General features: G+C 48.3%; 14 protein-coding genes. 8 read left to right on the top strand and 6 right to left on the bottom strand.

The genetic code is table 11. The features are described 5' to 3' along the window. Window position 1 precedes the first annotated feature (1 nt). Window positions 2–1,819, bottom strand: coding sequence for a translational GTPase TypA (typA, locus tag EHS89_RS17010; protein ID WP_124927372.1), 1,818 nt, complete (start codon window positions 1,817–1,819; stop codon window positions 2–4). Window positions 1,820–2,253: 434 nt separating this feature from the next. On the opposite strand from typA, the gene glnA reads away from it, so the two are divergent. The 3 genes from glnA (at window position 2,254) to glnG (ending at window position 6,410) form a co-directional block, all read left to right on the top strand. Continuing rightward, entirely contained in the window at window positions 2,254–3,657 is a 1,404-nt protein-coding gene (gene glnA, locus EHS89_RS17005) for a glutamate--ammonia ligase (protein ID WP_124927371.1), read from the top strand. Window positions 3,658–3,915: 258 nt separating this feature from the next. After that, on the top strand, window positions 3,916–4,983 hold the full coding sequence (gene glnL / locus EHS89_RS17000) for a nitrogen regulation protein NR(II) (protein ID WP_124927370.1): 1,068 nt from the start codon (window positions 3,916–3,918) through the stop codon (window positions 4,981–4,983). Next, window positions 4,980–6,410, top strand: a complete 1,431-nt coding sequence (glnG, locus tag EHS89_RS16995; protein WP_124927369.1) for a nitrogen regulation protein NR(I) — start codon at window positions 4,980–4,982, stop codon at window positions 6,408–6,410. Before glnL ends, glnG begins: the two co-directional genes overlap by 4 nt. On the opposite strand, the gene EHS89_RS16990 is transcribed toward glnG, so the two are convergent. Further along, on the bottom strand, window positions 6,407–6,904 hold the full coding sequence (locus tag EHS89_RS16990; RefSeq protein ID WP_124927368.1) for a hypothetical protein: 498 nt from the start codon (window positions 6,902–6,904) through the stop codon (window positions 6,407–6,409). The two genes, glnG and EHS89_RS16990, sit on opposite strands and share 4 nt — an antisense overlap. A gap of 132 nt (window positions 6,905–7,036) precedes the next feature. Between EHS89_RS16990 and trmL the strand changes: the two genes are divergently transcribed. Then, the gene (gene trmL / locus EHS89_RS16985; protein WP_124927367.1) at window positions 7,037–7,543 is read left to right on the top strand and encodes a tRNA (uridine(34)/cytosine(34)/5-carboxymethylaminomethyluridine(34)-2'-O)-methyltransferase TrmL; all 507 of its coding nucleotides are present in this window, start codon (window positions 7,037–7,039) and stop codon (window positions 7,541–7,543) included. Window positions 7,544–7,614: 71 nt separating this feature from the next. On the opposite strand, the gene secB is transcribed toward trmL, so the two are convergent. The 3 genes from secB to EHS89_RS16970 are packed head-to-tail and all read right to left on the bottom strand — an operon-like array spanning window position 7,615 to window position 8,796. Continuing rightward, window positions 7,615–8,100, bottom strand: coding sequence for a protein-export chaperone SecB (gene secB, locus EHS89_RS16980; RefSeq protein ID WP_124927366.1), 486 nt, complete (start codon window positions 8,098–8,100; stop codon window positions 7,615–7,617). Window positions 8,101–8,126: 26 nt separating this feature from the next. Next, window positions 8,127–8,381, bottom strand: a complete 255-nt coding sequence (gene grxC, locus EHS89_RS16975; RefSeq protein ID WP_124927365.1) for a glutaredoxin 3 — start codon at window positions 8,379–8,381, stop codon at window positions 8,127–8,129. A 1-nt stretch (window position 8,382) separates the two neighbouring features. Beyond that, window positions 8,383–8,796: a rhodanese-like domain-containing protein gene (locus tag EHS89_RS16970; RefSeq protein ID WP_124927364.1), complete on the bottom strand. Its 414-nt coding sequence runs from the start codon at window positions 8,794–8,796 to the stop codon at window positions 8,383–8,385. Window positions 8,797–9,068: 272 nt separating this feature from the next. Here EHS89_RS16970 and gpmI point away from each other — a divergent pair, with 272 nt between their 5' ends. The 4 genes from gpmI (at window position 9,069) to EHS89_RS16950 (ending at window position 14,122) form a co-directional block, all read left to right on the top strand. Then, window positions 9,069–10,610 carry a 2,3-bisphosphoglycerate-independent phosphoglycerate mutase gene (gpmI, locus tag EHS89_RS16965; RefSeq protein WP_124927473.1) on the top strand — a complete coding sequence of 514 codons (1,542 nt, stop codon included), beginning with the start codon at window positions 9,069–9,071 and terminating at the stop codon, window positions 10,608–10,610. Between the two features lie 43 nt (window positions 10,611–10,653). Further along, on the top strand, window positions 10,654–11,796 hold the full coding sequence (locus tag EHS89_RS16960) for a murein hydrolase activator EnvC family protein (RefSeq protein ID WP_124927363.1): 1,143 nt from the start codon (window positions 10,654–10,656) through the stop codon (window positions 11,794–11,796). A gap of 65 nt (window positions 11,797–11,861) precedes the next feature. Next, window positions 11,862–13,223 carry a S41 family peptidase gene (locus EHS89_RS16955; RefSeq protein ID WP_124927362.1) on the top strand — a complete coding sequence of 454 codons (1,362 nt, stop codon included), beginning with the start codon at window positions 11,862–11,864 and terminating at the stop codon, window positions 13,221–13,223. A 2-nt stretch (window positions 13,224–13,225) separates the two neighbouring features. After that, complete coding sequence (locus EHS89_RS16950) at window positions 13,226–14,122, top strand: divergent polysaccharide deacetylase family protein (protein WP_124927361.1); 897 nt, start codon at window positions 13,226–13,228, stop codon at window positions 14,120–14,122. On the opposite strand, the gene EHS89_RS16945 is transcribed toward EHS89_RS16950, so the two are convergent. Beyond that, window positions 14,111–14,875 (bottom strand): sulfite exporter TauE/SafE family protein, encoded by a 765-nt coding sequence (locus EHS89_RS16945; protein WP_124927360.1) that lies wholly within the window; start codon window positions 14,873–14,875, stop codon window positions 14,111–14,113. The genes EHS89_RS16950 and EHS89_RS16945 overlap by 12 nt on opposite strands. Between the last annotated feature and the right edge of the window lie 20 nt (window positions 14,876–14,895).

Below are 14,895 nucleotides of genomic sequence, written 5' to 3'. Positions count from 1 at the left end.
CTTATTTGGCCGCACGTGATTGACGCTTACGTTCGTTTTCAGTCAGTAGCTTCTTACGCAGACGAATGCTTTCAGGCGTTACTTCTACCAGCTCATCGTCTTCGATGAAGTCCAGTGCCTGCTCAAGTGTGAAGTTGATTGGCGGAGTTAGCTGAATGTTTTCATCAGTACCGGAAGCCCGAACGTTGGTCAGCTGCTTACCTTTAATAGGGTTAACTGCCAGATCGTTATTACGGCTGTGAATACCCAGCAGCATGCCTTCATAGACATCGATGTTAGGTACAACGCACAGACGGCCACGGCTTTGTAGATTCCACAAAGAATACGCCAGTGCTTTACCGGATACCATAGAAACCAGAACGCCATTACTACGGCTGACAACTTCACCCTGTTTTACTGGACCGTAGTGGTCAAATACAGAGGTCATGATGCCGCTACCGGAAGTCATTGTCATGAACAGAGAGCGGAAACCGATCAAACCGCGGGAAGGCATCAGGAAGGTCAGGCGTACACGGCCTTTACCATCTACTTCCATATTGGTCATATCAGCTTTACGGTTACCCAGCTCTTCAATGATGCTGCCCTGATGCTGGTCTTCAACATCGATCAGTACAACTTCGTAAGGCTCATGAATTTCGCCGTCAACTTCTTTCTGGATTACTTCCGGACGTGATACACCCAGCTCGTAACCTTCACGACGCATAGATTCGATCAGAACTGACAAGTGTAGTTCGCCACGACCAGCAACCTGGAATTTCTCAGGTGAGTCACCCTGTTCAACGCGCAGTGCTACGTTGTGAATAAGTTCACGTTCCAGACGATCCTTAATGTTACGGCTGGTTACAAACTTGCCTTCTTTACCAGCAAAAGGAGAGTCGTTAACCTGGAAGGTCATGGATACTGTAGGCTCATCTACAGACAGTGCCGGCAGTGCTTCAACCTGAGCTGGATCACACAGAGTATCGGAGATGTTAAGAACATCGATACCTGTTACGCAGACGATATCGCCAGCACGGGCTGAGTCAACTTCAACACGCTCAAGACCCAGATAGCCCATCACTTTCTGTAGCTTACCGCTGCGGATTTTGCCTTCGGCATCGATCACTTTAACTTGCTGGTTTACTTTAGCTGTACCGCGGGTAATACGGCCAACACCGATAACGCCAACGTAGCTGTTGTAGTCCAGAGCGGAGATCTGCATCTGGAAAGGACCTTCAGTATCAACTTTAGGTGGCTCAACGTGTTCAACAATTGCTTCGAAAAGCGGTGTCATGTCGTCGGCCAGCTCGTCAGCTTCAGGACCGGCAATGCCGTTCAGTGCTGAAGCGTAGATTACCGGGAAGTCGAGCTGCTCATCGGTTGCACCCAGGCTGTCAAATAGCTCGAATACCTGGTCGATAACATAATCAGGACGTGCACCAGGGCGGTCAACTTTGTTAACTACAACGATTGGACGCAGGCCCTGATCGAAGGCTTTCTGAGTTACGAAACGAGTCTGAGGCATCGGACCGTCAACAGCGTCAACCAGCAGGCAAACACAGTCAACCATCGACAGAACCCGCTCTACTTCACCACCGAAGTCGGCGTGTCCAGGAGTATCAACGATGTTGATGTGGTAATCATTCCACTCAATGGCAGTGTTCTTAGCCAGGATGGTAATACCACGTTCTTTTTCCTGGTCGTTCGAATCCATGATTCGTTCGGTGCCTTCGTCACGACGGCCCAGGGTTCCGGACTGTGCAAGAAGTTTATCAACCAGAGTAGTTTTACCATGGTCAACGTGGGCAATGATGGCGATGTTTCTTAGTTTTTCAATCACGTCTGGGAACCTGTGCAGACAAATTTAATAAGGCGGGCATTATACATGAGTTCAGTCGCAGCGGTGGCTTTCTTGTGTCTATAAAGATGAAAATAGTTTTTTTTCCGGTTTGCGGGGCTGATTTAGAGGATAAGTCGGATCTGTTGGAGTATGATATCGGCACCTTTTTGAGGCGGTGGATAATAAGGTATAACAATAACGACACTGCTTGCACCATATTGGTGCGCAACGCTTTGTTTGTGCACTATGTTGGGTCGTCATTTGGGCTTGAAAGACCTTTGAGGCCGCTTTAAATTCAGTGTTTAGGCGTTTGTGAGAAGTTGGCACACCCTTTGCTCTGTAAAGCGAAACAACCTTATCTATGGTTAGGCTCTATTGAGTCGTAGCAAACTATAGATAAGCGTCTGGCAATATAATCTAGTGGAGAAAGCCTAATGTCAGAGACTATGAATCTGATCAAAGAGAATGAAGTTCGTTGGGTAGATATGCGTTTTACCGATACTCATGGTAAAGAGCATCACGTAACTATTCCTGCAACCGAAGTAAATGAAGATTTCTTCGAAGAAGGTAAGATGTTCGATGGTTCTTCCATCGGTGGCTGGAAAGGTATTAACGAGTCTGACATGATTCTGATGCCTGATGACAGCGCGTCTGTTATGGATCCGTTCTCTGAAGATTCAACGATCATCGTTCGTTGTGACATCGTTGAGCCTGCAACTGGTCAGGGTTATGAGCGTGATCCACGTTCTGTTGCTAACCGTGCTGAAGCGTACCTGAAGTCCACTGGTATTGCTGATACCGCTATTTTTGGTCCTGAGCCAGAGTTCTTCGTATTTGACGAAGTTAAATGGCACGCTGATATCAGTGGTTGCGGCTACTCTATCGGTTCTCAGGAAGCTTCATGGGCTTCTAGCCACAGCATTGACGGCGGTAACACTGGTCACCGTCCACGTGTTAAAGGCGGTTACTTCCCAGTACCACCGGTTGACTCTCTGCATGATCTGCGTGGCGCTATGTGTGACGCAATGGAAGCGATGGGTCTGGTTATCGAAGTACACCATCACGAAGTAGCAACTGCTGGTCAGTGTGAAATCGGTGTGGGTCCAAACACTCTGACTGCTAAGGCAGACGAAGTTCAGATCCTGAAGTACTGTGTACATAACGTTGCTCACGCTTACGGCAAGACAGCTACCTTCATGCCTAAGCCAATCGTTGGTGACAACGGTTCAGGTATGCACGTTCACATGTCTCTGTCTAAAGATGGCGTTAACATCTTCCACGGCGATGCATATGCAGGCCTGAGTGAAACTGCCCTGTTCTACATCGGCGGTATCATCAAGCACGCTAAAGCACTGAACGCACTGACTAACGCTTCTACTAACGCTTACAAGCGTCTGGTACCTGGCTTCGAAGCACCGGTAATGCTGGCATACTCTGCTCGTAACCGTTCAGCTTCTATCCGTATCCCTTATGTAACTAACCCTAAGGCATACCGTGTAGAGACTCGCTTCCCTGATCCATCTGCTAACCCTTACTTGTGCTTTGCAGCACTGATGATGGCTGGTCTTGACGGTATCCAGAACAAGATTCACCCTGGCGATGCTGCAGACAAAGATCTGTATGACCTGCCAGCTGAAGAAGCGGCGGAGATTCCTACAGTAGCAGCGTCTTTCGAAGAAGCTCTGAATGCGCTGGACAACGATCGTGACTTCCTGACTGCCGGTGGTGTATTCACCAACGACATGATCGACGCGTACCTGGGTCTGAAGCGTGAAGAGTGCGAGCGTGTGAGCATGACGACTCACCCGGTTGAATTCGATCTGTACTACTCTGTTTAATCGTTCGCGATAAACATTAAGAAAACCTCCCTGTTGGGAGGTTTTTTTTTGCCCTAAAAAATGGCAATGCACCTTAATGGTGCATAAAATATATAAGTGTAAGTAGTATCGATCGAATTCAAGGCTCCAGGTTGTACGGAACTTGGGGTTTTACAGGTTTCTGTTAAAAACTGCTGAGTTGGTTCGGTTATTGCAAAATTACGTTAAAGCGTTAACGCTAATTATTAGCGGACCGTCTCATAAGGTGAATAGTGACAGATGAATACACCCGACCTGCATAAGAATATTATTGATAACCTGACCACTGCCACGGTACTGGTCGATGGTCAGTTGCAGTTGGTGTACATGAATCCTTCGGCTGAAATGCTTTTAGAGGCCAGTGCGCGACGCTTGCAGCAGATCCCGTTTCATGACTGGTTTATGGTTGATGATGATCAGAATGCTTTGGTGGGGGCGTTAGAGAATGGTCACCCCTTCACTAAGCGTGAAGCTAAACTGGTGACTTTGGGCGGCCACGAAATAACGATTGATTACAGTGTTAACCCATTGCCACAGAAGCATGGCAGGTTGGTGTTGATAGAGCTGACCCCCAGGGACCGACTAATACGTATCTCCCGTGAAGAAGAATTGTTAAGTAACCATGAAACGGTAATCTCTCTGGTGCGAGGGTTGGCCCATGAAATTAAAAACCCTTTAGGGGGATTGCGAGGTGCGGCGCAGTTGTTGGAACGTGAACTGCCTGATGAGTCGTTACATGACTATACAGGGGTCATTATTGAAGAGGCTGACAGACTGAGAAACTTAGTTGATCGCCTGTTAGGTCCTCATAAGATGCCTTTGCTTGAAGAGGTGAATATTCATTCAATTCTGGAGCATGTGTGCAGCCTTATTGGTGCAGAAACCCAGGGCGCTATCAATCTTCAACGAGACTACGATCCCAGCTTGCCTGAATTTTCCGGAGACCGGGAGCAGCTGATACAGGCGGTTTTAAATATCGTACGTAACGGAATGCAGGCGATTCAGGAAGCGGCAGTGGAGTCGCCTTCGATTAAGTTGCGTACCCGGGTGCTGCGTAATTTGACACTAGGCGCTGAGATGCACCGTCTGGTTTGCAGTGTTGAGATTATTGATAACGGACCCGGCATTCCGGAAGAGTTGCGGCAGAAGATTTTTTATCCAATGGTTTCCGGTCGGGCCGCAGGCACCGGGTTGGGTCTTTCTATCGCTCAGTCGGTGTTGGCTCAGCATCAGGGGCTGATCGAATGTCGGAGTGAGCCCGGCGATACCTGCTTTCAATTACTGATTCCTCTGGAGCAACAAAAATGAGTAAACCTGCAAATGTTTGGGTTGTTGATGACGATCGCTCGATACGCTGGGTTCTGGATAAAGCGTTGTCCGGCGAGGGGGTTAGTGTTACTCCGTTCGAAAGTGCCGACAGTATGTTGCTGCAGTTAAAGCGCGAAGTGCCGGATGTGGTTGTCAGTGATATCAGGATGCCCGGTATTGGTGGTCTTGATATGTTAGAGCGGGTTAATGCAGAGCATCCAGAATTGCCTATTATCATAATGACCGCGCATTCTGATCTTGATAGTGCTGTTGCCTCATATAAAGGTGGGGCATTTGAGTACCTGCCGAAACCATTTGATATTGATGAAGCGTCCTCTCTGGTCATGCGTGCTATCGAGCATGCCAGAGAGCAGCAGTTGCAGCGCAATGAAACCACGGAAGCTGAGACGGAGATTATTGGTGAAGCACCGGCAATGCAGGAGGTCTTTCGGGCGATAGGTCGATTGTCTCAGTCAAATATTACCGTTCTGATTAATGGTGACTCCGGTACGGGTAAAGAGCTGGTTGCTAATGCTTTACATCAACATAGCCCTCGTGCGGCTGCTCCCTTTATCCCGCTGAATATGGCCGCTATTCCGAAGGATCTGATAGAATCTGAACTTTTTGGTCACGAAAAAGGCGCCTTTACCGGCGCTGCTGCTGCGCGTCCGGGGCGGTTTGAGCAAGCTAATGGCGGTACGCTGTTTCTTGATGAGATAGGTGATATGCCGGCGGATACCCAGACCCGGCTGTTGCGTGTATTGGCAGAAGGTGAGTTTTACCGGGTAGGTGGGCACACGTCGGTTAAAGTTGATGTGCGAATTATTGCCGCGACCCATCAGGACTTAGAGTCACTGGTTACGCAAGGGCGGTTCAGAGAGGATCTGTTTCACCGTCTCAATGTTATTCGTATTCATATTCCTAAACTGGCAGAGCGTAGAGAAGATATTCCTCGACTAGCCCGGCATTTTCTCCAGGTTTCAGCGGAAGAGCTGAATGTAGAAGCTAAGTTGCTGCACCCTGATACCGAGGCTTTTTTGAGTAATCTGCCCTGGCAGGGAAATGTACGACAGTTAGAGAATAGTTGTCGCTGGTTAACGGTAATGGCGTCTGGACGGGAGGTGTTGGTCAGCGATCTGCCACCTGAGTTGCTAGAGCAAACATCTGAAGAGCTAGTCGTCACCTCAAACTGGGAAAAAGCGTTACGTAACTGGGCTGAGCAGCAGTTACAACAAGGCAGTTCGGCTATTCTTGATACGGCGGTGCCAGCGTTTGAAAGAATAATGATAGAGGCAGCTCTGAAGCAGACTGCAGGGCGTCGCCGTGATGCATCATTATTACTGGGCTGGGGGCGTAATACCCTTACCCGTAAAATCAAAGAACTGGGAATGGATGGGGAGCTGGATGCTGAGGCGGCTGACGACTAGTTATTGGTAGTTTGTTCAGTGCTGCATTTTCGCTCAATTGCGCGGATAGCTCGGTAGCTGCGATTCAGATTGGTTTTTAAGGTAGTTGTTGCGTTGGATTCCTGCCATTGCAACGTTAACCGGTATCCCCGCTTTAATGCTGCTATTAGCTGTGAATTCAGTTGGCTGGCTGATCTGAGGTAGGGGTGCTGCTGATTGTCGTAGACAAAATCAACCATGAATTTTTGCTGGCCGATATCTATTCGGGATTCAATTGTATAGCTCTCTCGTCTGTTGTGGGGCGGCCGGTTAAGTGCGAGCCTCAGGTATAGACTATCCCGGTTATTCTGATCGCAGGTTACTGCCAGTCGGTTGATAGGTCCCTGGTCATCGATTTTAACTTCAGCGATAAAGTAGCTAACAAATTGTTCGTTATACCATTGTGCTGCAGTAAGAGAGCTGTGCCAGCCTATAAGTAAACTAATTAGAAGAGTGCTGCGTAGCGAGTAATTCATTAATCTCTCCACTCTGGTGCGTATTCTGAGTGTAGCTCAGTCAGTACTTTCTGCATCGGAGACGTCTTGTTAGCTTGTCAGTCTGGCGTAAGCCGGTACAATCGCTGACAGTGAAAATAAACAGAGATTTGTATGAGCGACGAAATCCAATCTGATCCTGCGCCAGTTGATGGGGCGCTACATGTGGTGCTGTATCAGCCTGAAATTCCACCCAATACAGGAAATATCATCCGTCTCTGCGCGAATACCGGTTTTAAACTGCACCTGATCGAACCGTTGGGTTTTGATTTTGATAATAAGAAGCTGCGTCGTGCAGGACTGGATTATCATGAGTTTGCGCAGGTGGGTCGTTATCCTGATCTGAATAGCTGTCTGGAGCAGATTAATCCAGGAAAAGTCTGGGCGTTGACAACTAAAGGTAGTCAGAACTACTCGACTGTCGAATTCAGTGCCGGTGATGTGTTGTTATTCGGACCGGAAACCCGGGGCTTGCCCAATGATGTTATTGAGTCGCTGCCCGCTGATCAGCGATTACGATTGCCGATGAAAGCCGATAGCCGCAGCCTTAACCTTTCAAACACGGTTGCAGTTATGGTGTATGAAGCCTGGCGGCAGTTGGAGTTTGGTGGAGAGAAGTAAAAAGAATCCCTCAGATGTATATAAAAAAAACCGGACATTGCCCGGTTTTTAAGTATCAGAAATACTGAAGATTAGTGCTGAGCTTCGTTGCCAGCTTCTTCCTGGGCGCGCTGCTGCATCTGCTGTGCGTATAGTGCGTCGAAGTTAACCGGAGCTAGCATCAGGGCAGGGAAGCTGCCTTTGTTGACCATGTTGTCTACGGCTTCACGAGCGTACGGGAACAGAATGCTTGGGCAGAATGCACCGAGTGTATGGTGTAGTTCAGCTTCACCCAGACCGGCGATAGTAAAGATACCAGCCTGTTGAACTTCGACCAGGAATGCAGTGTCGTTGTCATTTTTAGCTGTTACGGTCAGAGTCAGTACCACTTCAAAAACACCTTCATCCAAAGAAGATGTAGCAGTGTTCATGTCCAGGTTGACATCAGGTTGCCACTGTTTAGTGAACATCTGTGGTGAGTTAGGCGCTTCAAAAGATGCATCTTTCAGGTAAACACGCTGAATTGCGAATTGTGGCGCCTGTGGCTCTTGTTGTTGGTTTGCTTCGTTCTCGGCCATTATCTTATTTTCCTGTTAGTAATTTATTAGCTGCTCAGCAGTGGGTCCAGCTTGCTTTGATGTTCCAGAGCAAAAAGGTCATCACATCCGCCGATATGCAGATCTTCAATAAAAATTTGAGGGACAGAAGTGCGACCACTTAACTCGATCATCTCCTGACGTTTAGCAGGTTCAGCTTCGATGTTAATTTCACTATAGGTCAGGCCCTTGTGATCAAGCAGCATTTTCGCTCTGCGACAAAAAGGGCACCAACTGTTGCTATAAATAGTGATCGCTTTCATCTTATTTAATAACCGGCAGGCTCTGAGCTCGCCATTCGGTCATACCGCCAGACAGGCGGATAACATTTTCAAAGCCTGCGGCTTTAAGTTTCTTGCTGGCAGAACCTGCAGTCTGTCCCAGGTTGCATACAACAATAACCGGCTTCTGCTTATGCTTTTCCAGTTCAGTCATACGATTATCCAGTTCGGTAACCGGGATATGGACAGCGTTAGTGATATGACCGGTAACAAACTCTTTCTTAGGACGGATATCTAAAATGACCGCGTTTTCTTTGTTGATCATGCGGGTTGCTTCGTGAGTGCCGACAGATTTTCCAGCTTTCATCTGTTCAGTCCAGAGCAGCATTGCCAGGGTAAGAGCCCAGGCGGCTACCAGCATAAAGTTGTTAGTTGCAAAATCGAGCACTTGTTCCATCGTTCTTTATATCCGGCCAGTCGCACAACCTTGTTTTGATAGCGTCAGCTATCAGTTGGGAGTGCATGATAGTTTGAAAGCGGGTAAGTATACCCTGCAAAGGCAAAACAGGTAACAACCTGAGGCTGAAATCCGGATTAAAAATTAACAATTCAAGGGTTAATTGACCTACTGTCTTTATCTGATGCGTAATAGGGCGAGAATTCGCTATCATTATCATTTCCCAGTAAAATGCACAGCCTCTGAAATTACTCTGAATGACAAAGACTCCTATGACTGATCAGCGTGCTCCGAAAGCGTTAATTATCCTCGATGGTTTTGGTGTGGAACAGACCGAATCCAGCGCCATAGCAACTGCCAATACACCCACCTGGGATCGTTTGATGGCCAATGCGCCTCATAGCCGTATAGCAACGTCTGGGTTGGCGGTAGGTCTGCCTGATGGTCAGATGGGTAACTCCGAAGTGGGGCACATGAATATCGGTGCTGGTCGGGTGGTATATCAGAACTTTACCCGTATCAGCAAAGCCGTCGATGAAGGAACATTGTTTGAAAATGAGGCATTGGCCACTGCTATTGATAAAGCGGTTGCTGCCGGTGGTGCTGTACATGTAACGGGTTTGTTATCGCCCGGTGGCGTACACAGCCACGAAGAGCACATGTTCGCATTGCTGGAAATGGCAGTAAAACGCGGCGCTAAGCAGGTTTTCCTGCACGGTATTCTTGATGGCCGGGATATGCCGCCACGCAGTGCAGAACCTTCAATTAAAGCCGCTGAAGCTAAGTTTGCTGAGCTGGGTGTAGGTGCCATCGCTACGATCGTTGGACGTTACTTTGCCATGGATCGGGATAACCGCTGGGATCGTGTTCAACTGGCCTACGATGCAATGACGAAAGGTCAGGCGCCTTGCTATGAAACATCTGCTCTGAATGCGTTAAATAATGCGTATGAGCGGGATGAGAATGATGAGTTTGTTCAGGCAACCAGTATTCTGGGTGAAGATGGTCAGCCCAAAGGTTTGGTACGAGACGGCGATACGGTTATCTGTGCTAATTTCCGGCCTGATCGGGCGCGTGAGATTACCCGTGCCTTTGTAGATACAGATTTTGATGGTTTTAACCGCAGTGTATCGCCAAAGCTGTCAGATTACGTGATGATGACTGAATACGCGTCTAGCATTGTTGCAAGCTGCGCGTATCCGCCGACAAAACTGATCAATAGTCTGGGGGATTTCCTGGCCCAGCAGGGCAAGACACAGCTACGGATAGCCGAAACTGAAAAGTATGCCCATGTTACCTTCTTCTTTAATGGTGGTGAGGAACAGCCATATAACGGAGAGGATCGTATTCTGGTGCCATCTCCTGATGTAGCGACATATGACCTCAAGCCAGAAATGAGTGCCCCTGAGGTGACCGAAAAGTTAGTTGCTGCTATTGGTAGTGGAAAATATGATCTGATTGTCTGTAATTTTGCTAATCCGGATATGGTAGGTCACACCGGTAATTTTGATGCTGCAGTGAAAGCGGTAGAGGTCATCGATCAGTGTATTACCGAGGTTTTGGCAGCGATGGAAAAAGTAGCTGGAGAAACACTGATTACTGCCGATCATGGTAATGTGGAGTTAATGGTTAACCCTAAAACAGGGCAGGCACATACAGCGCATACTATCTGGCCGGTTGCCTTGGTATATGATGGTCCGCGGCGCGCAGAACTGCAGCTTAAAGATGGTGCCTTGTGTGATTTGGCACCAACGCTGCTGGCGTTGATGGGACTGCAACAGCCTGAAGAGATGACCGGCCAATCGCTGGTCTGATAGGGAAAGGAACAGGGCCGCTCATTGAGCGGCCGTTTTATATATGCTGAGAAAACTGTTACTGGTTTTACTGACTATCGGCCTGATAAGCCCTACGGCAACTGTAATCGCTGCGCAAGAGAAGGCGACAACAGGGCAGATTAATGAGCTGAAAAAGAATATTCGTGAACTGGCTCAGACCTTGGGCGAGATTAAAGGTGAGCGAAAGTCTGTTCAGAAAGAACTGCGTCGCACCGATAAAATGATCGGTGAACTGGCCGGTGAGTTGCTGCGCTTAAATTCACAATTAAAAGGTGCTGAAAAGCGCTTGTCAGGCTTAGAAAAACAGCGCAAACCCCTACTGACCTCATTGCAGAAGCAGGCGGTAAAGTTAGAGACGCAGCTGCGCCAGCAATACAAAACCGGGAGTCAGCCCCGGTTGCAGTTACTGCTTACTCAGCGAGACCCTGAGCAGGTGTCACGTATGCTGAGTTACTACGACCGTATTAATCAAACCTTATCGCTTAGTTTAAAGTCGTTTCGTAATGACCTGGCTAAACTGGACCAGACCGAGCAGGATATCCGTTCTTCACAACAGGATATTTTTGATCGGCGTGACCTTATGCGTGCCCGATCGCAGGACTTAGAAGGCGTTCGTCAGGAGCGTAAAAAAGTGCTGGTGGCGATTGAGGGGCAGCTGAAGAGTGGTAGTCAGCAGTTGAAGACGATGCAGGCGAATCAGAAACGGCTTGAATCGTTATTGACCCAGATCCGAACCTCTATTGAAAAAATTGCGATAGGTGGTGATGAACGATCCTTCCGAGAGCTTAAGGGACGTTTGGTCTGGCCAGTAAAAGGCAAGATTACCCGGGGCTTTGGCAATATTCGTGATGGCATTGGCTACGAAGGTATTCTGGTGGCTGGTCGGTCTGGCCGTTCAGTTAAAGCGGTTCACCATGGGCGGGTGGTTTTTTCAGACTGGCTACGGGGTTATGGCTTGTTAACAATTGTTGATCATGGGGGCGGCTATATGAGCCTTTATGGCCACAACGAAACCCTGCTAACCGATGTTGGCGAATGGGTTTCTGCCGGTGATCAGGTAGCAACGATAGGTAGTAGTGGTGGTAGTACAAAACCGGGGCTCTATTTTGCAATCCGGTATAAAGGAAAGGCCAGCGATCCGGTTAAATGGCTGGCGAGAAGGTAGTTAGTACGGTTATGCTGTCTGATAACAGTCTAATATTTACAACACGTTACAAAAAAGGATTAACCATGACGCTGAAGCAACAGTTATCCAGTCTGTGTCAGCCGCTGTTATTTACCTGCCTGCTGGCCGGTTCAGTGACCGCCTTGAATGCCGCAGAGTCTGATCCAGCGGCTAATCAGGATAAAGCTCAGGGAATTCCGTTGGAAGAGATTCGCCTGTTCACTGAAGTGTTTGAGCGTATTAAAAATGCTTATGTAGAACCGGTTGATGATGCAAAGCTTCTGGAAGACGCTGTACGTGGCATGCTAGCGGGTCTCGACCCTCATTCAGTTTATCTTGAGCCTGAAGCTTTTACTGACTTACAAAGTCATACCAGTGGCGAATTCGGTGGACTGGGTATTGAAGTGGGAATGGAGGATGGTTTTGTCCGGGTTATCACTCCCATCGATGATACGCCTGCTGAGCGGGCCGGTGTAAAAGCCGGAGACCTGATTATTAAGCTGGGTGATCAGCCGGTTCAGGGGATGGATCTTAATGACGCTGTTAAGCTGATGCGCGGTAAGCCGGGTTCAGAGTTAATTCTCACCGTGGTACGGGATGGTGAAGATAAACCGCTGGAAATTACCGTTGTCAGAGATGTTATCCGGGTTGCCAGCGTTAAGAAGCGGATGTTAGACAGTAATGTCGGTTATCTGCGTATTACCCAGTTCCAGGTTAATACCGCTAAAGATCTTACACGCGCTGTTGAAAAACTAACAAAACAGAACGAGCTGCAAGGCATAGTTCTGGACCTGCGTAATAATCCAGGTGGTGTATTGAGAGCGGCTGTCGAGGTAAGTGATGCTTTTCTTGAGCAGGGGTTAATTGTCTATACTCAGGGTCGTTTGCCTAATTCAGAGCTCCGATATAACGCAACCTCTGCAACCTTGATCGGGGCTGAAATACCTCTGGTTGTGTTGATTAACCAAGGTTCGGCATCGGCTTCTGAAATTGTAGCCGGAGCGCTTCAGGATCAGGGGCGCGCGGTTATTATGGGTGTAGACAGTTTTGGTAAAGGTTCAGTGCAAACCATATTGCCGCTGAACAAAGATCGGGCAGTTAAGCTGACTACCGCCCGCTACTATACTCCTGATGGCCGCTCCATACAGGCGCAGGGAATAGTGCCTGATATCTATGTTGGGCAAGCTGATATCAGTTTAAAAGAGAGTGGCGACTTCATTAAAGAACGTGACCTGAGTGGTCATCTGGAAAATGGCGAAAATAACGGGGCAAAACAGGCTGATACTAAAGCCTCATTAGCAGAAACTGATTTCCAGTTATATGAAGCGCTGAATTTGTTAAAAGCCCTGGCTATAGTAAAAACGAATAAAGTTGCTGAAGCAGAAGTTAAAGCTGAAGTTGAAGCCCAGCCGGTGACTGCTGAGTAACTATGTTGTTATTCAGTGGCGTTGGTTTTCATATCCGAAGGGCGATTGCCTCTGTTATACCGGTGCTGGTTTTGTATGCCGCATTCATTGCTCCGGTAGCCGCAGAAACGCGTCAGCCCAGGCTTATCGTTGTCATCGATGATCTTGGGGATAATCTGAGTAAGGGCATGGCCGCTATTAATCTGCCAGGCCCTGTTGCCTATGCTTTCCTGCCACATACCCCGCATAGCGTTACTTTGGCTGAAATGGCGCATAGCCAGGGTAAAGAGGTGATGCTGCATGCACCCATGGCCAATACCGCAAGTTTAAGGTTGGGTCCGGGAGCGCTGACTAATCAGTTGAATCGTGCTCAGCTGCAGAAGGTGCTGCAGAGTGATATAGCTGCAATACCCCATGTATCTGGTGTGAACAACCATATGGGAAGTCTGCTGACCCAGCAGCGCCATAAGATGGACTGGGTAATGGATGTGCTGGCAGAAGAGGGGTTGTTCTTTCTTGATAGTGTGACGACCACTAAAACTATGGCCTGGAAGTCAGCTTATTCTAAGGGCATCCCCTGGTTGATGCGGGATGTGTTTCTGGACCATAAACAGACCACCGAGTTTGTTGATCAACAGTTTCAATATGGTTTGAAATTAGCCCGGCAGCAGGGCTTTGCTGTACTTATTGGCCATACTTATCCTGTCACTGTGGAATACCTGCGTGAAGCCTTACCCCGGTTAGGGGTGCAAGGGATTCAGCTGGTGGCCCCAAGTGGTTTTTTGCTACAGCAATCTGAAGCGCGACGATTGGTGGATGCCCGACGAGCTGAGCGACGTTTTAGGCAGCGTTGTAAACAAGGGCAAGGCAGTTGCGATGATGTTCTGGCACAGACTAGAGCGGAAACTTTAGAACAGTAGCAGTGCATCCCAGATTAGCTTTAAGCCGATCAGAATAGTCAAGGTTTCAAATAACCGCTTTATAACTTTGTTACCTTTACTCAGGGCGATGTGACTGCCTGTGTAAGCACCTATGACAGCGCCAATAAGCAGGGCAGGTAGCCAGTCCCATTGAGGTGGCTGCTGTACTGCCACGGTAATTGCTCCAGAACCATTCCAGAACAATCCAACTAATACTAATACATAGGCAACTGAGGTTTTGTAATCGAGCCCAAACCAGCGAATTAGCCACAATGTGACGAATAAGCCTGTGCCTGATGTCAGTGAACCGTTCAGAATACCAATAAAACAGAGTACCGCGCCGCCTGTTAGCATACCGCTAAGGTGGCGATTACGAGGCTGATGCTGCAGTCCTAACTGAGGCTTAAACACCGAATACAGACCTAAGCCTGTTGTTAGAATACCCAGACTTAAAATGGTTAGTCTCTCCGGTAACTGCAGAATAATAATCCCCCCCAGAACAACGCCAGGAAGGCCTGCAGCCAGAATAAACAGGCAGAACTTTAAGTTAAGGGTTTTTTCGCGCATATGGCGAAGGGTTGCGCCAATGCCCAGGGCGACGCTGGCGATTTTGTGTGTAGATAGTGCGGTGCTGAAGCTTAACCCCAAAAACAGAAGAACCGGCAGTTGTAACAGGCCTGCTCCGCCCCCTGCCATTGCTGACAGACCATTGGCCAGTAAAGAGATCAACAGTAAACCCAGTTGTTCAATCATTGGATAGTGTTCGTAGGCTT

The sequence above is a fragment of the Amphritea balenae genome, assembly GCF_003858655.1.
GTDB classification, from domain to species: domain Bacteria; phylum Pseudomonadota; class Gammaproteobacteria; order Pseudomonadales; family Balneatricaceae; genus Amphritea; species Amphritea balenae.
The sequence above is the reverse complement of the archived record's forward strand: the minus strand, read 5'-3'. Positions and strand labels throughout refer to the sequence as shown.